Origin of the sequence: uncultured Capnocytophaga sp., assembly GCF_938029845.1 — a bacterium.
Classification (GTDB): domain Bacteria; phylum Bacteroidota; class Bacteroidia; order Flavobacteriales; family Flavobacteriaceae; genus Capnocytophaga.
The window spans coordinates 77502-102600 of record NZ_CALHGG010000168.1 but is presented as its reverse complement, the minus strand read 5'-3'; the positions used below and the strand labels follow the sequence as shown (position 1 = coordinate 102600).

The 25099-nt window shown below is 39.9% G+C and carries 22 protein-coding genes and 1 tRNA gene; 16 read left to right on the top strand and 7 right to left on the bottom strand.

Features of this window, described 5'->3' with window-relative positions:
- Window positions 1–105 precede the first annotated feature (105 nt).
- From rny to Q0625_RS13165, 4 genes are all read left to right on the top strand, one after another.
- On the top strand, window positions 106–1683 hold the full coding sequence (gene rny / locus Q0625_RS13180; RefSeq protein WP_298828153.1) for a ribonuclease Y: 1578 nt from the start codon (window positions 106–108) through the stop codon (window positions 1681–1683).
- Between the two features lie 91 nt (window positions 1684–1774).
- Window positions 1775–2155: a DUF4296 domain-containing protein gene (locus Q0625_RS13175; RefSeq protein WP_298828151.1), complete on the top strand. Its 381-nt coding sequence runs from the start codon at window positions 1775–1777 to the stop codon at window positions 2153–2155.
- A gap of 6 nt (window positions 2156–2161) precedes the next feature.
- The gene (locus Q0625_RS13170) at window positions 2162–2821 is read left to right on the top strand and encodes a DUF4271 domain-containing protein (RefSeq protein ID WP_298828149.1); all 660 of its coding nucleotides are present in this window, start codon (window positions 2162–2164) and stop codon (window positions 2819–2821) included.
- 11 nt (window positions 2822–2832) lie between these two features.
- On the top strand, window positions 2833–3576 hold the full coding sequence (locus Q0625_RS13165) for a uroporphyrinogen-III synthase (protein WP_298828146.1): 744 nt from the start codon (window positions 2833–2835) through the stop codon (window positions 3574–3576).
- 34 nt (window positions 3577–3610) lie between these two features.
- Here the strand turns inward: Q0625_RS13165 and Q0625_RS13160 are convergent, their stop codons facing one another.
- Window positions 3611–3973 (bottom strand): YraN family protein, encoded by a 363-nt coding sequence (locus tag Q0625_RS13160; protein ID WP_298828143.1) that lies wholly within the window; start codon window positions 3971–3973, stop codon window positions 3611–3613.
- A 106-nt stretch (window positions 3974–4079) separates the two neighbouring features.
- Between Q0625_RS13160 and Q0625_RS13155 the strand changes: the two genes are divergently transcribed.
- Window positions 4080–4520 (top strand): nucleoside deaminase, encoded by a 441-nt coding sequence (locus Q0625_RS13155; protein ID WP_298828140.1) that lies wholly within the window; start codon window positions 4080–4082, stop codon window positions 4518–4520.
- Here the strand turns inward: Q0625_RS13155 and Q0625_RS13150 are convergent.
- Window positions 4517–5473, bottom strand: coding sequence for a PhoH family protein (locus Q0625_RS13150; RefSeq protein WP_298828137.1), 957 nt, complete (start codon window positions 5471–5473; stop codon window positions 4517–4519). The two genes, Q0625_RS13155 and Q0625_RS13150, sit on opposite strands and share 4 nt — an antisense overlap.
- Before the next feature lie 86 nt (window positions 5474–5559).
- Between Q0625_RS13150 and Q0625_RS13145 the strand changes: the two genes are divergently transcribed.
- Entirely contained in the window at window positions 5560–6558 is a 999-nt protein-coding gene (locus tag Q0625_RS13145; protein ID WP_298828134.1) for a sulfite exporter TauE/SafE family protein, read from the top strand.
- A gap of 13 nt (window positions 6559–6571) precedes the next feature.
- Window positions 6572–7519, top strand: a complete 948-nt coding sequence (locus Q0625_RS13140) for a peptidylprolyl isomerase (protein ID WP_298828131.1) — start codon at window positions 6572–6574, stop codon at window positions 7517–7519.
- 231 nt (window positions 7520–7750) lie between these two features.
- Here Q0625_RS13140 and Q0625_RS13135 read toward each other — a convergent pair whose 3' ends face one another.
- On the bottom strand, window positions 7751–8488 hold the full coding sequence (locus Q0625_RS13135) for a ZIP family metal transporter (protein ID WP_298828128.1): 738 nt from the start codon (window positions 8486–8488) through the stop codon (window positions 7751–7753).
- A 123-nt stretch (window positions 8489–8611) separates the two neighbouring features.
- On the opposite strand from Q0625_RS13135, the gene Q0625_RS13130 reads away from it, so the two are divergent.
- A complete protein-coding gene (locus Q0625_RS13130) occupies window positions 8612–9634 on the top strand; it encodes a quinone-dependent dihydroorotate dehydrogenase (RefSeq protein ID WP_298828125.1) in 1023 nt (340 codons plus the stop codon).
- Window positions 9635–9695: 61 nt separating this feature from the next.
- Here the strand turns inward: Q0625_RS13130 and purH are convergent, their stop codons facing one another.
- A complete protein-coding gene (purH, locus tag Q0625_RS13125; protein ID WP_298828122.1) occupies window positions 9696–11228 on the bottom strand; it encodes a bifunctional phosphoribosylaminoimidazolecarboxamide formyltransferase/IMP cyclohydrolase in 1533 nt (510 codons plus the stop codon).
- Window positions 11229–11414: 186 nt separating this feature from the next.
- Between purH and Q0625_RS13120 the strand changes: the two genes are divergently transcribed.
- Window positions 11415–13619, top strand: a complete 2205-nt coding sequence (locus Q0625_RS13120; protein WP_298828120.1) for a RelA/SpoT family protein — start codon at window positions 11415–11417, stop codon at window positions 13617–13619.
- A gap of 17 nt (window positions 13620–13636) precedes the next feature.
- The gene (locus Q0625_RS13115) at window positions 13637–14134 is read left to right on the top strand and encodes a PH domain-containing protein (protein ID WP_298828117.1); all 498 of its coding nucleotides are present in this window, start codon (window positions 13637–13639) and stop codon (window positions 14132–14134) included.
- A 50-nt stretch (window positions 14135–14184) separates the two neighbouring features.
- On the opposite strand, the gene Q0625_RS13110 is transcribed toward Q0625_RS13115, so the two are convergent.
- The 3 genes from Q0625_RS13110 to Q0625_RS13100 all read right to left on the bottom strand — a co-directional run bounded on the left by Q0625_RS13110 (window position 14185) and on the right by Q0625_RS13100 (window position 20457).
- Complete coding sequence (locus Q0625_RS13110; RefSeq protein WP_298828114.1) at window positions 14185–15810, bottom strand: S8 family peptidase; 1626 nt, start codon at window positions 15808–15810, stop codon at window positions 14185–14187.
- 123 nt (window positions 15811–15933) lie between these two features.
- A complete protein-coding gene (locus tag Q0625_RS13105) occupies window positions 15934–17364 on the bottom strand; it encodes a RagB/SusD family nutrient uptake outer membrane protein (protein WP_298828111.1) in 1431 nt (476 codons plus the stop codon).
- A 12-nt stretch (window positions 17365–17376) separates the two neighbouring features.
- On the bottom strand, window positions 17377–20457 hold the full coding sequence (locus Q0625_RS13100) for a SusC/RagA family TonB-linked outer membrane protein (RefSeq protein WP_298828108.1): 3081 nt from the start codon (window positions 20455–20457) through the stop codon (window positions 17377–17379).
- A 282-nt stretch (window positions 20458–20739) separates the two neighbouring features.
- Here Q0625_RS13100 and Q0625_RS13095 point away from each other — a divergent pair, with 282 nt between their 5' ends.
- From Q0625_RS13095 to Q0625_RS13070, 6 genes are all read left to right on the top strand, one after another.
- Window positions 20740–22305 carry a PepSY-associated TM helix domain-containing protein gene (locus Q0625_RS13095; protein WP_298828105.1) on the top strand — a complete coding sequence of 522 codons (1566 nt, stop codon included), beginning with the start codon at window positions 20740–20742 and terminating at the stop codon, window positions 22303–22305.
- Window positions 22302–22643, top strand: coding sequence for a hypothetical protein (locus Q0625_RS13090; RefSeq protein WP_298828103.1), 342 nt, complete (start codon window positions 22302–22304; stop codon window positions 22641–22643). The genes Q0625_RS13095 and Q0625_RS13090 overlap by 4 nt, the downstream gene beginning before the upstream one ends.
- Complete coding sequence (locus tag Q0625_RS13085) at window positions 22630–22926, top strand: hypothetical protein (RefSeq protein ID WP_298828101.1); 297 nt, start codon at window positions 22630–22632, stop codon at window positions 22924–22926. The genes Q0625_RS13090 and Q0625_RS13085 overlap by 14 nt, the downstream gene beginning before the upstream one ends.
- 4 nt (window positions 22927–22930) lie before the next feature.
- On the top strand, window positions 22931–23491 hold the full coding sequence (locus Q0625_RS13080) for an L-threonylcarbamoyladenylate synthase (protein ID WP_298828098.1): 561 nt from the start codon (window positions 22931–22933) through the stop codon (window positions 23489–23491).
- A 78-nt stretch (window positions 23492–23569) separates the two neighbouring features.
- Window positions 23570–24844, top strand: coding sequence for a serine hydroxymethyltransferase (glyA, locus tag Q0625_RS13075; protein ID WP_298828096.1), 1275 nt, complete (start codon window positions 23570–23572; stop codon window positions 24842–24844).
- 165 nt (window positions 24845–25009) lie between these two features.
- Window positions 25010–25082: transfer RNA gene (locus Q0625_RS13070), tRNA-Pro, on the top strand.
- The last annotated feature ends 17 nt before the right edge of the window (window positions 25083–25099 follow it).

Sequence of the window (25099 nt, the reverse complement as noted above, 5' to 3'; positions counted from 1 at the left end):
CACTTGGCGGATACTTGAAGGGTTTGGTAGCTCTAAAATATGCTTTTTAGGAGTTTATTCATATATCCTTCTTGCAGGCTTTTTTGTATAATTATATTTTATTTTATGGACGTAACAATGTTAGTAGTAGGTAGTGCCATTATTGGAATATTTGTAGGAGGCATCTTGGTGTGGTATTCTTTGAAAAAAAGACAAGAGAAATACGCTTTTAAGGTAGTCAAAGATGCCCAAGAGGAATCTCAGAATATTCTAAAACAGGCAAAAGTAGAAGCCGAAAACATTAAAAAAGAAAAAATCTACCAAGCAAAAGAAAAATTCTTAGAACTCAAGGCTGAGCATGAAAAACTTATCTTAGCCAAAGAGAAAAAAATCTCCGAAACAGAGAAACGTATTAAGGACAAAGAATCCTTAGTTTCCAACGAACTTGCCCAGAATAAGAAGCTCAACGAAGAGCTACTTCAGAAGACAGAGGAATGTAACTACCGTATGTCTCTTGTGGATAAGAAACAAGAGGAAGTGGATAAGCTACATAAGAGTCAGGTAAAACAATTAGAAGTTATCTCTGGACTGACTGCTGAAGAGGCCAAAACTCAACTAATAGACTCTCTTAAGAACGAAGCTAAGACCGATGCAATGGCGTATATACAGACCACTATTGAGGAGGCTAAGCTCACTGCTCGTCAAGAGGCACGAAAGATTATTATCAATACTATACAACGTATAGGAACTGAAGAGGCAATAGACAATTGTGTCTCTGTATTCAACCTCGAATCCGATGATGTGAAAGGGCGTATTATAGGTCGCGAAGGACGTAATATCCGTGCCTTGGAGGCGGCAACAGGGGTAGAAATCATTGTGGATGATACACCAGAGGCAATTATCCTTTCCTGCTTTGATTCTGTACGTAGGGAGATAGCACGTCTCTCCTTGCATAAGTTGGTAACCGATGGACGTATCCACCCTGCACGTATTGAGGAAGTAGTGGAAAAAACGACCAAACAAGTAGAAGATGAAATTGCCGAGATAGGTAAGCGCACCATCATAGATTTGGGTATCCATGGTCTCCACCCAGAACTTATCAAGGCTGTAGGTCGTATGAAATACCGTTCTTCTTACGGGCAAAACCTCTTGCAACACTCTCGTGAAGTAGCACGCCTTTGTGGGTTAATGGCCGCTGAATTGGGACTGAATGTCAAATTGGCTAAGCGTGCAGGACTCTTACATGATATAGGTAAAGTACCTGAGACAGATACCGAGACACCACACGCACTCCTCGGTATGGAATGGGCGCAAAAATATGGTGAAAAGCCTGAAGTATGCAATGCAATTGGGGCGCACCATGACGAAATAGAAATGACTTCTCTACTCTCTCCTATAGTACAAGTATGCGATGCTATTTCAGGGGCAAGGCCTGGAGCACGTCGACAAGTATTGGATTCCTATATCCAACGACTTAAGGAATTGGAAGATACTGCCTTCTCCTTCCAAGGAGTGAAAAAAGCTTATGCTATACAAGCCGGTCGTGAGCTACGCGTAATTGTAGAAAGTGAAAAGGTATCTGACGAAAAAGCCGCAGAACTTTCCTTTAATCTTTCTCAAAAGATACAGACCGATATGACTTACCCTGGACAGGTAAAAGTAACGGTTATTCGTGAAACAAGAGCGGTAAATATAGCTAAGTAGTTGTTAGTGGCTATTTTTAAAGAAAAATATTTCTAAAAATGTATTTTATTTAGAATAGAAGTTGTATCTTTGCACCGCAAATAATTAGAAAGTGAAGTCTCTTTATTATCTTTTGTTTTTGTGTTTGGTAGCTTGTTCTCAAGTAGTTCCTACTCCTAAAAAACTATTGTCAGAAGGAGAGATGGAACAAGTATTCTATGACTTAGCAATACTGAATGCAGCCAAAAGTATAGATGCGTCTTTCTATGAGAAGCAGGGAGCAGATATTTCTTCTCTTATCTATGAGAAATATGGAATAGATAGCCTGCTATTGGCTCAGAATATATCTTATTACGCTTCTAACCCTGAAAAATGTAGGCATATACTCTCCCAAGTGGATGCAAGGCTGAAGCTGGAAGATAGCCTATTGCGAAAACAACAAACTCCTATATTACCACCTGTGGGAGAACAACCATTGGATTCTTTAGAATAGTATTTTATGGAATGGACATTGGTTACAGCTTCGCACAAAGATTGGATTTCCTTAATATTTGTTCTAATATTAGGGGTTATGGCTTTCATAAAGGCTTATCATGCTTTTCGCTTTAGGGAGTTTTTGAATTTGCTTACCAATAACAAGTATATTATTATATTTAACAAGCGAGAACGTAGTGGAGTTTTCTTTACTACTTCACTATTGGTTGTGCAATGGGCGATTTTGAGTATTGCCATATGGAGGATAATAAGTTTTTTTCGTTTAGAAATTTCTTTCTATGCAGTACCTGAGCAGTATCTAATAATGATAGGAGTGGCTCTTTTCATATTGCTCAAGATAGCTTTTCAGCGATTGATTAGCTATGTGTTTGATATGGATACTTTTTCACGCTCCTACCTTTTTGTACGCTTGAGTTATTCCAATTATGCAGCTTTGATTTTGGTTTTGTTGCTTTTTGTGAATATCTATGCAATGGAGCTTAATATATATATGTTTGCTTTTTCATTAATTGTATTCTTGTATATACAAGTACTTGGCTTGGTATCATTTGCAAAATTGTACAAGAGTCAATTAGGGGCATATTGGTATTATTTTGTTTTATACCTTTGTGCTTTTGAGATAGCTCCCTATATTTTCATTAACTGGATAATATCTAATCAATAAATAAGAAGACTATGAAAGTCAAAACAATCTTGGTTTCCCAACCAGAGCAATCAGAAAATTCACCTTACCACCAAATCATAGAAAAATACAAAGTGAAAATTGATTTTCGTCCTTTTACAGAAGTACAAGGGGTAACAGGGAAGGATCTAAGAGCTCAAAAGATTGAACTTCAGAACCATACAGCTATTATTCTTACCAGCAAGAACGCTGTGGATCATTTCTTCAGAGTAGCTGAAGAGATGCGTTTCAAAGTGCCTGATACTATGCGTTATTTTTGCCTTTCAGAAGCAATTGCTTTTTATCTGCAAAAATATATAACTTATAGAAAAAGGAAGATATATGTAGGGAAGAAAGATTTTGCCGATTTGCTTCCTTTCTTGAAAAAACATAAGGAAGAAAAATTCTTTTTCCCAACCTCTGAGGTACTTAGTCCTGTCATAGAGAAATCATTGGACGATTTGAAACTCAACTGGAAACGAGGTATCTTGTTTAAAACAGCTCATGCCGATATTTCCGATTTGAAAGATGTAAAGTACGATGTAATTGCTTTTTTTAGCCCCGCAGGAGTAGAATCTTTGTTTAAGAACTTTTCTGACTTTAAGCAAGGTACTACACGTATAGCTGTTTTCGGAGCTTCTACCTTGAAATCGGCTGAGGAGGCTGGCCTTAAGATAGATATCCAAGCTCCTTTGCCAGATACACCATCTATGACAATGGCGTTGGACAAATACTTGGAAAAAGCCAATAAAAGATAATAAAAGGGTGCATAAGTGCACCCTTTTATGCTAATTATGAGAAAGGATAGAAGGCATCTTCTATATGTTCTAAGTGGTATTCTGTACTGTTTTTTACAATAGAAATAATATCAAAACGCACTTCCAAATCTAGGTTGTGTGTTGTGATATAGTGGTTGGCAGCTTTGGCTAAAAGCTGTATCTTATGTGGATTGACAAAGGAATAAGGTTCACCATAATAGGCTGATTTTCTCGATTTCACCTCTACTATAACAAGTGTGTCTTGATATTGAGCAATGATGTCAATCTCAGCACTTTGCCAATAGTAATTGCGTTCTAGAATAGTATAACCTAAGCTCACTAAGTATTGTACTGCTTCCTCTTCGGATTGCTTTCCAAAATCATTATGTGCTGCCATAAGTATATTGTTAATTATCAATTGCTAATTGTCAATTCAAGTATATGTGGTATAGTCATACATGGTATTAATCATTAAAATAGTATTAACAATTAATAATTAACAATTGACAATTAACAAAGACGAATATTTCATGCAAAAAGCCTTGCAAGAGGCTGAAAAAGCCTTTGAAGCGGGCGAGGTGCCCGTAGGGGCTATTATTACTATAAATGAAAAGATTATTGCTAAGGCACATAACCTTACCGAAATGCTCCATGATGTTACAGCTCATGCTGAAATACAAGCGATTACTTCAGCAAGTGAATACCTTGGAGGTAAGTATCTCAAGGATTGTACACTCTATGTAACCCTTGAACCTTGTGTGATGTGTGCAGGCGCCCTCTATTGGAGCCAAATAGGTCGAATTGTCTATGGGGCTTCGGATACCAAGCGGGGGTATCACCTCTATGGCGATCTATTGCACCCACGTACTGAGGTTGTTCAGGGTGTTTTACAGGACGAATGTAGCCAATTGGTTAAGGCTTTCTTCCAGCAAAAGCGGCTCTAGTCTTCTCTTTCCTCTTTCTCGGCACGGGTATAGGCATTGATAATTTCCTTTACCAAGGGGTGTCTTACCACGTCCTTGTCATCTAACCATAAGGTACCTATTCCTTTAATATTTTTTATTATACGGAGTGCTTCAGAGAGTCCACTGGCAGTTTTTCGGGGTAGGTCTATCTGACCTGGGTCTCCTGTGATGATGAACTTAGCATTTTTCCCCATACGTGTGAGAAACATTTTCATCTGTACATAGGTAGTATTCTGAGCTTCGTCCAAAATAACAAAGGCATTGTCCAAAGTACGACCACGCATGAAGGCCAAGGGGGCAATCTGGATAGTACCATTCTCAATAAAGGAATTGAGTTTATCAAAGGGGATCATATCCATCAGCGCGTCATAGAGCGGTTGCATATAGGGATCAAGTTTGTCCTTGAGATCACCAGGGAGGAAACCGAGGTTTTCCCCTGCCTCCACGGCAGGACGAGTGAGGATAATACGTTTTACTTGCTTGTCCTTCAGAGCCCTTACAGCCAGAGCTACACTGGTGTAGGTCTTACCTGTACCCGCAGGGCCTATGGCAAATACCATATCATTCTTACCGATAAGGTCTAATAATTTCTGTTGGTTAGCTGTCTGAGCACGAATAATTTTTCCCTTTACACCATACACAATAAAGTCCTTATCCAATAGGGTAGAGGGAAGCAAGCCCGTATCTGAGAAGAGAATACGCTCTATACTATTTTTGTCCAGATGATTGTATTTCTCAAAATGCTGGGTGAGTTGACCCAATCGTTTTTCAAATTCGTCTAGAAGGGCATCTTCTCCGAATATATGTATTTCGTTACCACGGGCAACGATTTTTATTTTTGGGAAATAAGTCTTTAGCAGTTCAATAGTACTATTCTGTTCTCCGAAGAAAGCCTGCGGATTTACGTCTAAAACAAGGGTTCTTTGATTCAAAGTATGGGTATTATAATTTTAGGTCAAAAGTACGTATTTTTTTTGAAATAGGAGTGTCTTCGCTGAAAAATAATTGTTATTGCTTTATGGATATAAAAAAAAATCATACCTTTGCCCCTCGTTTCAGTGACTTAGTAATTGTAACACACATGAAAGATTTGAATAAAAGCAAAAATAATGAAACCGCAGTGGCTCAGCCTCTTTTGTTTAAGCGACAGAAACGGAATCGGTTATTTTTGTTTTTAACCTTTTTCCTTTTATTGATCATTACCCTTTATACTATATATACAGCCGAGACCTTTGTCCCTTTGCGAAACTATTTAGCTCAAGATAACTATTTGTTTTACTGGATGATATTGGCAGGCTGTGGAGCGGAGATTGTAGCTGGTTCTATGGGTATGGGCTATGGGGTCATCTGCGCAACTATTTTGTTGATGATGAATGTGGATCCACGTGCTATCAGTGGGAGTATTCATGCCTCGGAGACCATTACTTCAGCGGCAGGGAGCATCAGCCACTTTAAGCTCAAAAATATGGATAAGGAGTTGATAAAGAGACTCTTGGTGCCTGCTATTATAGGAACTATATTTGGGGCTTTATTGCTACTTTATCTAGGAGATGAGGGCAGCCGATGGGCTAAATTCACCAAGCCATTTATTGCGATTTATACCATTATCTTAGGGGTGAAGATTCTCTATAATGGTTTTCGAGGAAAGGTGATAAATAAGGAAGTCAAAATCGTACCTTTGGGGCTTTTTGCTGGTTTTGTAGATGCTTTCACAGGAGGGGGATGGGGGCCACTGGTTACTAGTGCCTTTATCAAGAATGGGCATACACCTCGCTATGTGATAGGGGTTTCTACTTTTACCAATTTTGCCATTACAGTAGTCAGTACTCTTATCTTTATCACAGTGCCAGAGGCTATTAACTGGCGTATTGCCTTGGGACTTATTATAGGCGGGGTGCTAACAGCGCCTGTATCTGCCTTGGTTACTTCCAAATTGCATACAAGGAAAATTTTCTTTATCATAGGTGCCCTTATTATCTTGATGGGGCTTGCCACCATTTACAAAGCTATTTTTTAAAAACATCTGTCTTATGGATATAACAAAATTAGAGAATGGGATTTACGCACAAATCCATACGGCTAAGGGAGATATACTCCTTCGCCTAACTTATGAGCAAACCCCCGCTACAGTGGGTAACTTTGTGGCTTTAGCGGAAGGGAAAATGAAGAATAATGCCAAGGAAATAGGAGTACCTTTCTATGATGGACTGAAGTTTCATCGTGTCATTGGCGACTTTATGATACAAGGGGGCTGTCCTTTAGGTACCGGAACAGGTACTCCTGGTTATCGCTTCGATGATGAGTTTCACCCCGATCTTAAGCATGACCGTGCAGGGATTCTTTCTATGGCCAACGCGGGACCTAATACCAACGGTAGTCAGTTCTTCATTACCCACCGAGCTACTCCTCACTTGGATAACAAGCATACTGTATTTGGCTATGTAATAGAAGGACAAAATGTGGTAGATACCATTGCTCAGAATGACAAAATAGAGTCTGTCAAGATTATCCGAGTAGGCAAAGAGGCTCAAGAGTGGGATGCGCTTGCTGCTTTTGAGAAGTTTAACGCTGAAAAACAACAACGTATAGAGGCTGAAAAGCGCAAACAACAGGAGGCTTTGGCTAAACTTACTGAGGGATTTGACAAAACAGCTTCAGGTCTTTTCTACAAGATTACAGAAAAAGGAAATGGAAAGAAGGCTAAAAAGGGCGACGATGTAGCAGTACATTACACAGGTATGCTCTTGGATGGTAAGGTGTTTGACTCCTCCTTATACCGTGGACAACCGCTTAATTTTACAGTGGGTATAGGTCAGGTGATAGAAGGTTGGGACGAAGGTATTCTCCTGCTCAATGAGGGAGATAAGGCACGCCTTGTAATTCCTTCCGATTTGGCTTATGGAGCCCAAGGCGCAGGGGGTGTAATTCCTCCTCATGCGACTCTTATCTTTGACGTAGAACTCGTCAGAATAAAATAAAAGGTAAAAGGTAAAAAATACGAATCAATAGTTAAAATATTATTTACTAACTTTCTAAGACGCAATTTATTGCGTCTCTACCCTAACGCTGGCTAAGACAATTCCTGATTAGCGTAGTCATCCGTAGAGACGCAATTTATTGCGTCTTAACGAATTAGATTATACAGATATTTTTAACTATTGATTCAAACTAAGAGTACATTCTTTACTTTTACCTTTTATCTTTTCACTTTATAGGGGGTATGCCAGTGCAAATCCTAGTATAATTACACCCAGTTTTTGGTAATTGAATTTGTGATTTTCGGAAGTTTCAAATAGGATTACAGAAGAGATATGTAGGAAAATACCAATGACGATTGCACTCATTTGAGGGTGATAGAGTACCAATTGGGGAACCGAGTTGGCCAAGAGGGCACCAAAAGGAGTCATTAGGGAGAAGAGAAAGAGGAAAATAAGTGTTTTCTTGGTGCCTATACCCGAATCCAAAAAGAAAATAGTCAGTACCATGGCAATAGGAAGATGATGGATAAAGATACCATATACCATATTGCTATGCGCGTGTAGAGGGAAGCCTTCTAAAATAGAGTGAATACTTAAGCTGATGAAAAGCCCCCAAGGAAATTGAGTTCTCAGTCCTTTGGCAGGGGAGTGGAAGTGACCATGTTCAGCACCATGAGAGAAAAACTCTAAGATAATCTGCAATAGAATTCCTATAATAATCCATATACCTATTGTTTTTCCTTTACCATGAGTATGTTCTTCAAGCAAATCAGTAGTAGGTAGGTGCAGGTCGTCCTCAAAGATAGCATGATATACCTCTGGAATAAGAGTAAATACTGTCATACCCATCAGAAATGCCCCACTGAAGGCCAAAAGCAACTTGATTCTACTTTTATTATTAGGTTTTACCCATAGAACAAAGCATACTCCTATGATAATGGATAGGAAAGGAAGTAGGTAATTTTTCATAGTCAAGGACTTAATAGGTAAGTATTTTTTAAGGGGCAAAGTTACTTCTTTTTTCTCAACAAAAAAAGCAGAAAAACAGGTAAAAATTCAACTAAAAATTGTATATTTGCAAGAAAAATCATCATGTATAAGCGTATTATTCGCCCCCTATTATTCCTTTTTGATCCAGAGAAGGTGCATCATTTTACTTTTTCTTGGCTTAAGTTTGTCAATCGGATTCCACTAGTTCCTGCCCTTCTAAGGGCGCGTTATCAGGTAAAGGATAAGCGATTGGAGAGAGAGGTATTCGGGATAAAGTTTCCTAATCCTATTGGCTTAGCTGCTGGTTTGGATAAGAATGCCCAGCTTTTTAAAGAACTTTCTTCCCTTGGCTTTGGTTTTATAGAGATAGGTACAGTAACGCCTAAGCCCCAGCCGGGGAATCCTCCGAAGCGTCTTTTTCGTTTGGTAGAGGACCAAGGGATCATCAACCGAATGGGCTTCAATAATGAAGGGGTAGAGGCTGTCATTGCACAACTTAAAAAGAACAAACATGTCATCATTGGAGGGAATATAGGGAAGAATAAATGGACAGAGAATGACAAAGCTCATGAGGATTATCTCTATTGCTTTGGACAATTAGCCCCTTATGTGGATTATTTTGTGGTAAATGTGAGTTCTCCCAATACACCTAATTTACGCTCTTTACAAGAAAAGGAACCATTACAAAAACTTCTGACCTTATTACAGGAGGCCAATGGAAAATTACCTAAATCCAAACCTATATTACTAAAAATAGCACCAGACCTTACGGATGAACAGTTATTGGATATTATAGATATCGTAAAACAAACTTCCATAGCAGGGGTAATTGCGACCAATACGACTATAAGTAGGGATGGATTGACTTCTCCTAAAAAAGTAGAGACAGGAGGTCTCAGTGGCAAACCTCTGACTAAGCGCTCTACCGAGGTGATACGCTTTTTGGCAGAGAAGAGCAATCATAGCTTCCCTATCATAGGGGTTGGTGGTATACACTCCGTAGAAGATGCTTTGGAAAAACTCCATGCAGGAGCTAGCTTAATACAGTTATTCACAGGATTTATCTACGAAGGTCCTGCACTGATCAAGCGAATAAACAAAGCCCTATTAAAAGATAAAAAGTAAAAAATAAAAAGTGAAGAGTGGATAGCCGCTCTTCACTTTTCGTTTTTCACTTTTCACTCCATCAGTGTTTGAAGTGTCGTATGCCTGTCATCACCATAGCCACTTGGTGGGTGTTGCAATATTCTATACTTAGGTTGTCTTTGATAGATCCACCAGGTTGTATGACACTGCGAATACCTTCATTATGAGCTATTTCTACACAGTCAGGGAAGGGGAAGAAAGCATCGCTAGCCATAACAGCTCCTTCTAAGGAGAACTTGAACTCTTTGGCTTTCTCAATGGCTTGTTTCAGTGCATCTACACGGCTGGTTTGTCCTGTTCCTGAGGCAAGAAGTTGTTTGTTTTTAGCCAGTACAATGGTATTGGATTTGGTGTGCTTACATATTTTAGAGGCAAAAAGCAAGTCTTCTAAGTCCTCTGCAGAAGGTTTTTTATCAGTAACATGCGAAATGTCAGAAAGAGCATCTGTTTTTAGGTCTTTGTCCTGCCATAGATAACCATTTAGGCAAGAACGAAGAGAGGTTTGGGGCAAGGAGGTTTCTTTTTGCACCAATAGAATGCGGTTTTTCTTGCTCTCAAGTAGTGTTAAGGCTTCATTTTCATAGGCAGGAGCAATTATCACCTCGCAGAACAGAGGGTTGATAGCCTCTGCAGTAGCTTTGTCAATAGGACGATTGGCGATAAGAATTCCTCCGAAAGCTGAAACAGGGTCACAAGAGAGGGCGGTATTATAAGCATCCAATAAGGTAGGGCGAGTAGCAATACCACAAGTGTTGTTATGCTTTAAGATAGCAAAGGTAGGAGCTTCCTGAGCAAATTCGCTCATAAGGTTTACCGCTGCATCTACATCTAAGAGGTTGTTATAGGAAAGCTCTTTGCCATGCAATTTGGTAAAAAGAGCATCAAAGTCTCCGAAGAATACCCCTTTTTGGTGAGGATTTTCTCCATAGCGGAGTACTTGTGCTTTATCTTCACTTACTCTGAGCAGTTGAGCCGAATGATCAGCATTGAAGTAGTTGAAAATAGCTGTATCATATCTTGAAGAAGTAGCAAAAGCATGTAGGGCAAACTGTTTCCTTTCTGTCAGGGTTGTTTCTCCTTTGCCTTCAGTAAGAACTTTTAGTAGGGCAGGGTAGTCTTCTTTGGAGGATACACATAGGGTGTCATTGAAATTCTTAGCAGCTGCACGGATAAGAGAGATACCCCCTATATCAATTTTTTCAATAATATCCTGTTCATTAGCTCCGTTGGCAACGGTTTCTTCAAAAGGATACAAATCTACGATAACAAGGTCTATCTGAGGAATATCATAGGTTTGCATCTGTTCTTGGTCAGAAGCATTACCTTGTCGGTTTAGGATACCTCCGAATATCTTAGGGTGTAGGGTTTTTACTCTTCCTCCAAGGATAGAGGGGTATTGGGTAATATCCTCTACCGCTACCACAGGGATATTGAGGGATTTGATAAAGGCTTCTGTACCTCCAGTGGAATACATAACAATACCTAAATCATTCATTTTCTGGATAATAGGCTCAAGACCGTCTTTGTTAAAGACAGAAACCAAAGCCGAATGGATGCGTTTTTTTTGTTCCATCACTTTAATGAGATTTGTTTGACAAAAGAGAGCACAAAAGTAATTATTTTTTGATAGAATAGCAAATTTTTTATTTGTAAATAAAAGAGATGTTTTGATAATTATCATATATTTTTTCAGTTAAAAAACTTTTTTAATCAAAGAAAAAAACGTAATATAGCCCTTGATTAGAGAAATGTAATTTTTATGGAAACAGAATACTATACCCCAGAAGAAAGCAAAGAAATAGCCAAAAGATATAAAGACCTTTTACGTGAAAGCTATCAGACCCTTAGTGAGGAGGATAAAAAACTCATTCGTAAGGCTTTTGATGTAGCAGTGGATGCCCATAAGGAACAGAGACGTAAGAGTGGAGAGCCTTATATCTTCCATCCCATAGCGGTGGCTAAGATTGTGGCTTATAATATAGGTCTCGATGCTGTCTCCATCGCTTCGGCATTGCTACACGATGTGGTGGAAGATACTCCTATTACTATAGAAGAGATTGCCCAGCAGTTCGGAGATACCATTGCAAAAATAGTCAAAGGACTTACCAAAATATCCAATCTTAGCCGTGATACCGATGTCTCTTTTCAAGCGGAGAATTTCCGTAAGATGCTCCTAACGCTCAACGATGATGTGCGTGTGATTCTTATAAAAATAGCTGACCGTTTGCACAATATGCAGACCATGGATGCTATGCCTACCTATAAGCAACAAAAAATAGCCTCGGAGACACTCTTTATCTATGCTCCCTTGGCTCACCGAATAGGCTTGTATAATATTAAGACTGAGTTGGAGGATTTGGGACTCAAATACACCGAGCCTGACCAGTACTACGCTATTCTTAGCAAAATGGAAGAGTCCAAGGAGGAACAACTTCAGTATATCAAAGAGTTCTCCGATACGGTTAAGGCTGCCTTGGACAAGGAGAAAGTGGATTATTATATCAAGGGACGACCTAAGTCTATATACTCCATCTATAAAAAGATGGTAGCCAAGAAAATTCCTTTTGAGGAGGTGTATGACAAGTTTGCTATTCGTATTATTTACAAGAGTACCCCCGAGAATGAGAAGTTCTTGGCTTGGAAGATCTATTCTATAGTCACCGATTATTTCCGCCCGAACCCTACACGGCTTAGGGATTGGCTTTCCTCTCCTAAGAGTACAGGTTATGAGGCGCTACATATCACGGTAGTAGGACCTAAGAACAAATGGGTAGAGGTACAGATTCGCAGTGAACGCATGCACGAGATTGCGGAGAAAGGATATGCGGCACACTTCAAGTACAAACATGGACAACAGAATGAACGTGGTATAGAACAGTGGCTTAACCGCTTACAAGAGGTCTTGGAAGATAGCGAGGCCAATGCAGTGGAGTTTGTCCAAGAGTTCAAAATGAATCTCTATGCCGATGAGATATTTGTCTTTACTCCCAATGGAGAAATAAAATCCTTGCCCAAGGGGGCGACACCATTGGATTTTGCCTTTAGTATCCACACCGAAGTGGGAATGCACACTCGTGGGGCTAAGGTCAATGGGAAGCTCGTTCCACTAAACTATAAACTCAGAAGTGGAGAACAAGTGGAGATTATTACAGCCGAGAATGCTTCTCCCAATTCTAACTGGTTGGACTATGCTACTACTACTAGAGCTATTGCTAAAATAAAAGGAGCCCTGAAAGAAAATCGCAAGAAGGTAGCCGAGGAAGGAAAGGAAATACTAAGGAGAAAGCTCAAACAACTCAAGGTAAATCTTGATGAAAAGGTTACCAATGATATGGTTACCTATTTCAAAACCAAGACCAGCCAAGATGTTTTTTACCAAATGGCTACAGGGGAAATTAATAACCAAATGCTCAAAAATTTTGTCTCTAGCAGAAGTACGGCTTCTTCTCTCTTTAATTTCTTTAGGAAGAAACCAGTAACTAATGTGGTAGCTGAAAAGGCGAAGGACTCCCATGACTATGATATGATTGTCTTTGGAAAGGACGAACAGGTGTTGGATTATAGTTTTTCCAAGTGTTGTACGCCTATTCCAGGGGATGATATCTTTGGTTATATAGCTGTCAATGGAGGAAGTATCAAGGTACATAAGAAGGATTGTCCCAATGCCCTCTCTATGTTCTCCAACTATGCTTATAGGATAATTCCCGCTAAGTGGGTCAAATCCACGGAACGAGAGTATGAGACTACGATCAAGATTATAGGAGTGGATAGGAAAGGTTTGGCTGCCGAAATTACCAATCACATCTCTCATAAGGGTATGGGAATGAATAATATACAACTCATGAGTAGGGGCGGTATCTTTGAAGGGGAGATTACTCTTTTGGTCTCCAATACCGAGGCATTGAACTCTCTTTTAGATAGCCTTAAAAAGATTAATGGGGTAGAGAAGGTATTTAGAGAATAACTTAAAAATCACAAGATATGGAAGAGAAAATTAATGTACACTGGAGCTGGTGGGTAAGGATTACAACCGTTGTAGTAACATTGGCTTTCTTAGGACTGCTCAATTATAGTCTGAACAAGTTCATGATTGATAGTGATGATTATGAGGCATTGTTAATCTCTGTAACCGTTTTTATCCTCTATGGAGTTTTTATGATCAATGCTCCTATTTCAGTGAGACTAACTACCCAATATTTTGAACTCAAGAAAATAGTGGGAAGTATAAGGATAGAGTATGCAGCTATTTCATATATAGGGCGCTATACGCCTACTCTTTCCGATATGAAGATGTTTAGTTCAGGAGGATTATGGGGTTTTGTAGGTGTGTTTCGTAATTCAGATATAGGTAGCTACAATGCTTTTATAGGAGATATGCAGCAGTCCTTTCTTATAAAAACAGTAGAAGGACGGGTATATGTCTTTAGTGTGGAGGATGTAGATAATCTAATAACTTCTATAGAACGAGTGATTAGATAAAAAAAGGGAAAGACTAATTAAGTCTTTCCCTTTTTTAGTTATAAAGATCTTTATTTACTGCGTTTGGCAGCTAAAATGATAGCATTGTAAGCATTCACTATCTTGCCAGATTTGCTGAGTTCAGAGAAAAGCATGCGTTTGGCTTCTTGTTCTTCACCTCGTCCTCCAACAAGTACTTCTTTCACTGTAGGTACTAAGCCCGATTCCATAAGGATTTGCTTTACTTCACGCGCTTTTAGAGTAGGGAAGTAGGCACGGATTAAGGCAGCAACTCCAGCTACTTCAGGTGCAGCCATGGAAGTTCCGTCCAAGAATTTGTATTTGTTCTCAGGAACAGTAGCGTATATTTGTACCCCTGGGGAGAACAAATCTACATTGTTCTTACCATAATTAGAAAAAGAAGCTACCAAATTCTCATTATACTCATAGTTAAGTGCTCCAATGGTAATCATTGTATCAGTGAATTCCTTTCCGTCAATATTATCATCAGGGAAAGTAAGCTGAGTATCTATATTTTTGGTGTCATTACCTGCTGCATTTACAATCAATACATCTTTCTCAGCTGCATATTTAAGAGCATCATATACCCATTCCTTATGTGGAGAAAACTCCTTACCGAAAGAGGTATTAATTACTTTGGCACCATTGTCAATAGCATAGCGTAAAGCAAGGGCTACATCCTTATCATATTCATCACCGTCAGGTACAGTACGTACTGGCATGATGCGTACATGGTCAGCCACCCCATCTATACCTATGTTGTTATGGCGTACAGCAGCGATGATACCTGCCACATGAGTTCCGTGCAAAGCACCTTCAGCAGTGGGTCCTATGACGTTGTTGTTCCCATATATCTTATCATTGATATCATCAGGATTATCATTGAGGACAGCTCTAGGGTTGAACTCCTTGTTAAGTCCATATTTGAGACGTTCCTCGTAGTGCTTAATTCCATCAGAGAGTTCCTCAAGAGTTTCTTTTACAGTTACATCGTTGCCTAATAGGTACTTCATACCGCGCACAGCACCTAATAGTTGTAGGGAAGAGGTATCTATCGTGTCTAAGTCTTCGGCAGTATATTCCTTTTTGCCTAAGTGTTTTTGGATAAGGGCATCACTCTGAGCGATTCTTTCCCTTATTTGGGAATAGAGTTCTATTTTTTCAGTAGCGTCTTTGAATTCTTTGTCGTATTTTTCCTCAGCTCTCTTATAATCAGGGTCATTGGTATTTCCCTTTTTGAGGATACGTACATATTCCAAGTTTTCTTGGTTGATTTCTCCTAAGAAGTTCCATCCATGTACGTCATCTACATAGCCGTTTTTATCATCGTCTATACCATTGTTAGGGATTTCTTTTGGATTTGTCCAGATGATAGATTTGAGGTCTTCGTGGTTGATATCCACACCAGAATCCACCACCCCTACAATTACGGTTTGGGCTTTTCTTCCTTTAAGAGCATTATAGGCTTTCTCGAGGGAGATACCGGGGTATCCTGTGGAGAGCAGGTCTCGGTGAGGCCAAGTCTTTAACTCATCTTTACCTGGGTTTTCTTTTTGGGTTGGAATGTTCTTTCCTTCCAATGTTTCCAAGGGCAAAGAGGCAATTTTGGAAGTTCCTCCGCAAGCAACTAAAATACTTGCAAAAGCCCCTATGGAAATAGGTTTGATTATATTCATAAATACATTTTTTAACGTCGCAAAAGTACTATTTTTTTTTGAAATATAGATGGTTTTATTAATTAAATGTTATTCCCCTATCCTTATTTAGTAAAGATAGGGGAATAATAGAAAAGAGGTTTTTTAGTATCCTTCGTTCTGAGTTACATGGCTTTGATCGCTATTGAGTTCGGACAGAGGGATAGGGTAGGCAAGGAGTCGGTTAGGTGCTATCTTGTTGTTGGTTGGGTTGGTAGCTCCTGTACGATCGTAGTAGGGGATAGGATCTCCCCAACGGAGCAAGTCCCAATAGCGGAGGCCTTCGCCTAAGAGTTCGCGTAATCTTTCCTTCTTCAGTTCCTCTAGATCAAGGGAGGTGGCTTCCTCCAATCCCCTTTGTGTTCTTAGCTGATTGTAGTAAGGTAGGGCATTGTCCTCTTCCCCCATCTGTAGATAAGCCTCTGTGAGATTGAGTAAGATCTCTTCATAGCGAACGAGTCTTATATTGGAGCGGGATTGTAGGTCTTGGAACTTGCCATTGAGCGCATATCCCTCATCGTCATCACCAGTGATAAGCCCTTTACGAACATCGTCTTCCTCATAGAGGCTACGGGCATAGGCGGTGGGTACAATGGTGAGAGAACCTCCACTATTAAGCATATACTCATAGGATTCGGTCCCAAGTGAGCCATTCACTCCCACAGCCAACTCGAAGATACTATTGGAGGGATTGGGCTTACCAAAGGAAGTTTCCAAGTCAGCGGCAGGGATTATGTTGTATTTGTTAGCAGTTATGATCTCTTGGGAAAGTGTTATGACCTTTTCCCAATTCTTTTTGTATAGATAAAAGCGTGATTGATAAGCTTTTACAGCTAGGGGGGAGAGGGTTGTCTTGTCGGAAGTATCAACCAAATCGTTCAAGGAGTTCCCTTCTAGGCTTGCTGCTTCTTGGAATAGAGAGATAGCTTGGTTCAGGTCACCTTCTATTTGAGCTTCTGTTTGGGCAAGAGTAGCACGGGTAGAAATGTTGTTAAGATTGTATTCCAAAGGAAGCGGAATACCTAAGGAGCCTCCTGTATACTTCTGTCCATAGAGTCGAAGTAGGTCAAAGAAAGCAATCCCACGGATAGCATAGGCCTGTGCCTTGAGCTTCTTTATCTCAGCACTTATCTCAGTGGTGTTTGGGCTTTTTTTCCAAGAGAGTTTCCCCTCAGGTGTACCTATGACAAAGTTGGCATGAGCGACCACTCTATAGGCAGCTTCCCAAGTACTTTTAGAAAAGAGATCACTGGCATCCTGAGTATAGTTAGTCTGACCACTAAAAAAATCTGAAGCCATGTTGTTATAAGCCTCATCGGAGCGTATCTCCCCATAGGTTAAGTAGTTGCTGCCTAAATAATCTCTGTTTCGCATTTTGGCATAGGTGCCATTGACAAAGGCGCTGAGTTCTTCGACTGACTCAAGGGGTGCCATGGGTTTGGCTTGGTAGAACTGCGTTTCTGTAAAGTCCTTGCTACAAGAGCTAAGGGAGAGCCCTCCTATAAGGAAAAGGGTGGTGTATATATATCTTTTCATTTTTTATCTCTTTTATAAGTTAACATTTATCCCAAAACTATAGGTCTTTAGCATAGGAAGTGGGAAATAAAAATTTCCCAATTCGTTAGAAGAGTTGTCTCCTTTGTAATTTGGATCAAAATTATAAGTCCAAAGGTTGTTTCCTAACAGATAGAATTCTAATCCTTTGAGGTAAGTACCAGCTAAGAACTCAGGCTTTAGGCTGTAGGAAAGTCTCAGGGATTGTAGTTGGATATAATCTGCCTTGTATAGGTAGCGGGTAGATGCACTATTAGCGTTCTTATTGCCCTGTCCCAGTATAGGCTTAGGGTCTCTTGCAGCTCGGTGCTGGGGTGTCCAGTAATTGCCTCTTTGGGAGCGATATCCAGGGTAGTTGAGCAGTGAAGCTCCATCGCTATTAACATCAGGGGCAGGGATATCCCTGATTTTATTTCCTCCAGAATATACAAAGTCAAAGGCAAGGGTAAAGTTCTTATAAGATAGTTCAGAATCTACTCCTCCATAGTAAGTAGGGAATAAATTTCCTTGTACAGCATATTGGGCAAGAGTGTAATCATTGGTAGTAGCCCCGTCTTGTCCGTTGAGATACCATAAAGGTTCCCCATTCTGGGGATCTACTCCAGCCCATTTTTTTAGATAGAAGGCATTGGCAGGTTCTCCTTCACGCATGATATTATCATCAGAGATGACATCTTTGTTTTTGTAGAGTTGGGTAACTTTGTTCTCTAAGGTAGTGAAGTTAGCTCCTAAGTTCCAGCGGAAGCCCTCCCCTTCGTTGTCAATAAGCTGAGTACGGAAGGAAAGTTCTACTCCTTGATTAACCATTTTTCCTATATTTCTATAGACACCGACAGAGGAAGGTCCTTGAGAGCTGGGAAGAGGTACTTCAAAGATCATATCAGCCGTAGTCTTATGGAAGTAAGCAGCCGATAAGGTAAGGCGATCCTCCCAAAAGCCTAAGTCCAATCCTATATTGAAAGGATAGAGAACCTCCCAGCGGAGATCTCGGTTTTCTACGCCTTCCAAGCTACCTCCTACTTTATCATTGTAGTTTTGCAAATAGGAGAGGGTGGCATAGGGGAGTACCTCCACCATATTACCTACACTACCATAGGAGGTAGATAACTTGAGTTGGGAGAGCTTGCCCCAGTTCTTAACAGCATCTAATTGGGCGAAATCCACTCCAACTCCTACAGAGCCAAAGTACCCTGTCTTATTATCTTCCCAGAAGTGAGATACACGATCTTGGCGACCAGAGAGGTCTAATAGGAAGAACTTATCATAATCATAGTGAGCCATTAGGGCATATCCTTCACGGGAGCTGACCTCCTTGGTGCCTTCTATCTTACTGGGTTTGATAAAGTTCGATAAGGTGGTAAGACCACTGGGACCTACTTGGCTGGCTTTGGCAGAGAGGCTTTTGGTTTCTGTTCGGTAAGCCTCTTGGATGAGGTCTAATTCAAAATTATGTTTCTCCTTATATTGAAAATTATAGGAGAGGATATTCTGTATATTGAAGCTGAAGTAGCGTTCCACATTGGCTTGAGTAGTGCCTCCATAGCTGTATCCGTCCCCATGGATAGGGCTGTTATATATATCCTCCATGATATCAATATATTCAGGAGCGAAGACAAACTTATAGGTAAGCTTGTCCCAAAGCTTATAGTCGGCCTGGAAGTTACCAAAGGCTCGAGCGGTCTGCACCTGCACATAGTTGTATCTTAGGAGTGCGGCTGCGTTGAAATAGCCATTGGACAAAAGACCACTATCATTTCCCAAATTGAGACTTCCATTGGGAAGATAGGCGCGATCAGTAGGTTGTAGATAATAGAGTGCTAAGACAGGATTGCTGGGATATCCCCAGAAAGGTTTGGTAAGCATCTTTCCATAGGAAAGCTGCAAGTCGGTTGCCAAAGTAAGGCGATCACTAGCATGATAGGTGAAGCGGTTGGTATTGGTTACTCGCTGGAAGCCTGTTTGCTTAATAATCCCGTCAAGATTGTAATAGCCCAAGGAGGCATAATAGTCAAAGCGGTCATTTCCACCCGATACAGAACCATTTACCTTCTGCATAAGGGCTGTTGGGTTTTCTATTTCCTTGCGCCAGTCGGTGTTGATATGCCGCTTATTGTATATCCCTTGTATGGTTTTACCTAAACCATCACTAAAGCCCCCAGCGGCTAATTGAGCCAGAAGGGCTTCCTTGTTATGATTGGGGAAGAGCGAAGTTCCTTCTTCGGTGTTGAGATAAGCATCGTAGATCATATCGAGCCATTCCGAAGTAGAGAGGTTTTCTTCCCCCTTGACCGCACGGGAGACCATTCCTACCTCACTAGAGAAGCTGTACTTGGCTTCTCCCTTCTTACCGGCCTTGGTTGTAATGATCACTACCCCAGCTCCAGCATCTGCCCCATAGACAGCAGTGGAAACCGCATCCTTGAGTACGGTGATACTCTCTATATCCTCATCATTGAGATTGGCCAAGATGTTAGAGGATGCGACTCCCGAGAGTCCCTTGGCAAGTTCTCCTTGTTTGATACGTACCCCATCTACAATATAGATAGGTTCGGTACGTCCATTGATAGAAGCCACTCCACGTATACGTATATTGGCAGAACCACCCGGCTGTCCGGAATAGGAATTTCCTTGTACTCCCGCTATTTTCCCATTGAGGGCCTTGTCCACCGAGGCTACGTTACTATTGGAGAGCTTGTCAGTCTTACCCACTGATCCTGTTAGCTCTTTTACAGCGCGTTTTTGCCCAAAACCGACAAAGACCAGTTCGTCTATTTCCTTAATGTCCAATTGCAAGGCTACATCGAGCTTTTGGGTCTGTGAGGTAACCTTGTGACTTTGTGTTTTGTATCCGATGGAAGAAAATTCCAAAATATCTCCCAACTGTACTTTAAGGGAGTAGGAACCATTGACATCGGTAGCGATTCCATGAGTAGTACCTTTGACAATGATAGATACCCCCAGCATGGGACTCATGTTCTCATCCTTTACCACTCCAGAGACAGTACACTCTTGAGCAAGGGTTATGCCTAACACACCTAAAAATAAGAGTGTTAGTAACAAATTTTTAAATTTCATGTATTGGTTTTTTAGAAAATTTTGCAAAGATACAAATTTTTCAAAAGATGACAATTATCTTTTATTAAGTTTAACTATAAATAATAAGCAATTGATTATAATAGACTTTTTGAACTTTCTGATATTGAGTATTTTAGATTTTCTATTCCAAATATACTTTAATTATTCTGCAAAATAAAAGAATAATACTTGTATTGTACTTATGTTAATTCATTACGTAATAATAGATGTATTTTATTTATTTATTGTATCTTTGCAAAATAAAAGATTGTAAAGATTCTAATGAACAAACGTATATATAATATTGTATTTGATACCCATACAGTTGCAGGGATTGTTATTTCTGTGGCCTTGTATATTATCTTCTTTGCCGGTACGCTTTCTTTTCTTCGTGAAGAAATCGAGGTATGGGAGCAAAATACACCTATCATAGAAAGTTCCTTCGGAACGACTGATTTTGATAAGCTATTGAAGGAATTGGAAAAAGAGATATCACTTTATTCACAAAATATTTCACTGATCCCCAATGGGAAAACACGGCTTATAGTGGTAGAACTCTCAAAAGATAAGCCCATAGAGGAGGTAAAAAAACAAGAAGCGGAAGAGGTAGAAACTGATTATTTTACGATAGACCCTACTACAGGACAAATAACGAACTATGAGGATGATTATTCCTTAGGAGTGTTCTTCTATCAATTACACTTTTTTGATCCCTTCAACCTATTTGGGTATTCTCGCTTGTTAGTAGGCTTGGTTACCTTCTTTTTTCTTTTTACCCTTATCACAGGACTTATCATTCATTGGGATAAGATTGTACAGAATTTTTATGTATTTAGGCCTAAGAATGCTTGGAAGAACATTTGGACAGAAGCCCATACAGTCTTAGGTTTAATAGGTCTACCTTATCAACTAATGTATGCTATTACAGGAGCTTTCTTTATTACAGGAAGTCTCTTGTTCGTAGAGCCTGCACAACAGCTTGTCTATGGAGGGGATCAAAAGAAGATTGACGCCCTATACGAACATAAGGATGAGATAAGAACAACATTTCTTAATAGACCCTTACAGACAGATTTTTCAGTGAATGAATGGGTAGAAAAAGCAAAGAGGCTTTTTCCTAATACTTCTGTAAAGGAGATCAATCTCACTCACTATGGGGATGAGAGTATGTTGATCAAGGTGGTAGCCGCCCCTATTTTTTCTAAGAACTTTACAGGTAGCTATTCGGTGGTCTATCAGGTATCAGATGAAAAGATACTGCAGCAACAAACAGCCCAAACAGTCTCATATTCCGATGCCTTATTCGATATCATGAAGCACCTACATTTTGGTGATTATGGAGGTTATGGGGTTAAACTCATGTATATGCTATTAGGTTTTTTAGGCTGTGTTGTGATCCTCTCAGGGGTACTCATTTGGTTGGTAGCTCGTGATAAGAAAAATATATCGGAACACAAGCGCAAACAAAACCGATGGGTGGCCAATGTATATCTGTCTCTATGTCTTTCTATGCTACCAGCTACAGCTTTTGTTTTTTTGATTATTAAGCTATTAGGAGGATTTATGCTAGATAAGCAGCTATGGATATATAGCTTATTCTTCGGCTCATGGGGAGTACTTTCCTTATTCTTTATACTAAGGCGTAATAACTTCGTAACCAACCGATATACACTCCTTTTGAGCGGACTATGGGGTATGCTCATTCCTATAGCAGATGGTTTGGTAACAGGGAACTGGCTATGGAATTCTGCACTAAAAGGAGAAACGGCTATTTTTGTGGTCAATCTCTTTTGGCTCTTAGTAAGTATTATTACTCTTTGGGTATTTTTCAAATTAAAGAAACAATGATAACATCCCTTCTCTTTTTGGAAGCTTATGCCTTTTATATACTCTATAGCACCTCCCAGCGGGCGGAACTAACCCTAAAGGATAAGTGTCAAAAGTACTTCCATACCCACCAAAGATCTGCCCAATATATGGGCAGTGGCTTGCTACTGCTGCTTCTTATAAGCTATATAACCCTATGGGGCGTGGCTGGTGCCCTTGCTTGGCTTGCAGCACTAATGGCTATGGGGAGTCTTATTGTACTATTGCTTCCGATGCGTTTGTTTTTTACTTACTACATCATAGCTATCTTCTCAGGAATGTTATTGATAGAATTATATTTTACCTATGCCAGCAAATAAAAAATATCTGAACCCATCAAGCCTTGATAAGCTCTTAAAAATAACAGGAGGATTCTTCTTAGGCTATAGTATCGTATTACTTCTTATACTCTTATCAGCCTATTATTGGAATGAAGTAGTGATTTGGGATACCTTTAGCTTTGTTGGGGTTATATTATGGGTAGGATTATTCCTGGTAGCCTTTCTTATGAAAAAGGGTTGGCAAGTATGGTTGATCTATGGGGGTATAAGCCTACTACTATGGGGAATTTATTTATTAATATCAGTTTTTAATCTTTCTTAAATCCATGAAAACCAAAGAGATAATACAAAAAACCCTTTCTTTTTTGCAGCAGGAAAAGGTAATACTTTACCCTACAGATACTATATGGGGCTTGGGCTGTGATGCTTTCTCACAGAAGGGAATACAGCGTATACAACAAATTAAGCAAAGACCTTTGGCAAAGAGCTTTATCCTGCTTGTCGCCTCAAGGGAAATGCTGGAACATTATGTAGAGATACCTTCTAAGATCTCTACTTTTTTGGCTCAGCAACAGCGCCCTACCTCAGTGATATATACAGAGGTGTATGACAAACGCCTTCCCATAGCCGAAGACAATTCCTTGGCTTTCCGTGTGGTACAAGATGATTTCTGCAAACAGCTTATAGAGGCTTTGGGGAGACCTTTGATCTCTACTTCAGCTAATATAAGCGGACAGCCAAGTCCTACCACTTTTGAACAGATAGATTCAAGAATCCAGCAGGCAGTGGATTTTGTAGTGCCCTATCATCAAGGAAAACAACAAAATGCCTTGGCTTCACAATTAGTAAAGTTACAAGAGGGACAAGTGGTATATATAAGGAAATAAGAAAAATAAATTTTCAGAAAAAGACGGATTATTTAAAAAAAAGAACTATATTTGCACCACTTAAAATATCTATTTTCCATGAAGAGAGACCAACAAATTTTTGATCTTATCCAACAAGAAAACGAAAGACAGCTCAGAGGTATAGAACTTATAGCCTCAGAGAACTTTGTAAGCCCTGAGGTAATGGAAGCCGCAGGCTCCGTTCTTACCAATAAGTATGCTGAAGGCTACCCTGGAAAGCGCTATTATGGAGGTTGCCAAATAGTGGATCAGGTAGAGCAATTGGCCATAGACAGAGCCAAAGCTCTTTTTGGTGCAGCATATGTGAATGTACAACCCCACAGCGGTTCGCAGGCCAACGCTTCTGTATATGCGGCTTGCCTTGCTCCAGGGGATAAAATATTAGGTTTTGACCTCTCTCATGGAGGACACTTAACTCATGGAGCAGCAGTGAACTTCTCTGGAAAACTATTTCAGCCTGTATTCTACGGAGTAGAGAAAGAAACAGGTCTGTTAAACTATGACAAAATAGCTGAAATAGCCCAGAAAGAAAAACCTAAGATGATTATAGCAGGTTACTCTGCTTATTCAAGGAATATTGATTTCAAGAGATTTAGAGAAATAGCCGATAGCGTGGGGGCTTTCCTTATGGCCGACATAGCACACCCAGCAGGTCTTATTGCAAAAGGCCTTCTCAATGATCCTATTCCTCATTGCCACTTTGTAACCACTACCACTCACAAGACCCTTCGTGGGCCAAGAGGAGGTATGATTATGATGGGCAAAGACTTTGAAAATCCTTTTGGTCTTAAGACTCCTAAGGGAGAAATAAGAATGATGTCTTCCCTAATAGACTTATCTGTATTCCCAGGAAACCAAGGAGGGCCTTTGGAACACATTATCGCAGCTAAGGCGGTATCTTTTGGAGAAGCGCTCTCTGATGAGTTCTTGCACTATGCTATTCAGGTTCAAAAGAATGCGAAAAAATTAGCACAACTCTTAGTAGAAAAGAACTATAACATTGTCTCAGGAGGAACCGATAACCACTTGATGCTTATTGATCTTAGAAATAAGAACATCAGTGGAAAGGAAGCAGAAGCAGCCCTTGTAAAAGCTGATATTACTGCAAATAAGAACATGGTACCTTTTGATGATAAGAGTCCTTTTGTAACTAGTGGTATCCGCTTAGGTACAGCAGCGATTACTACACGAGGTCTCAAAGAAGCTGATATGGAAGTGGTTGCCAACTATATAGATGAGGTAATCAATCACGCCAAGGATGAAAAAGTCTTAGAGGCTGTTGCTCAAAAGGTAAACAAATTCATGCAAGATAGACCACTCTTTAATTACTAGAGACAAGTGACAAATGACAAGTGCTTTATAATTAGTCACTTGTCATTTGTTATTAGTTACTAGTTACTAATAGTAGTCATGGGTCACTTGTCATTAGTCATTATAAAAAAGTTTGCTTGTTTGAAAAAAAAGGTGTACCTTTGCACTCGCAAATGAAAGTTTGTTCGGGATGTAGCGCAGTTGGTAGCGTTCACGTATGGGGTGCGTGAGGTCGCTGGTTCGAGTCCAGTCATCCCGACTATTTTTTAATCTACT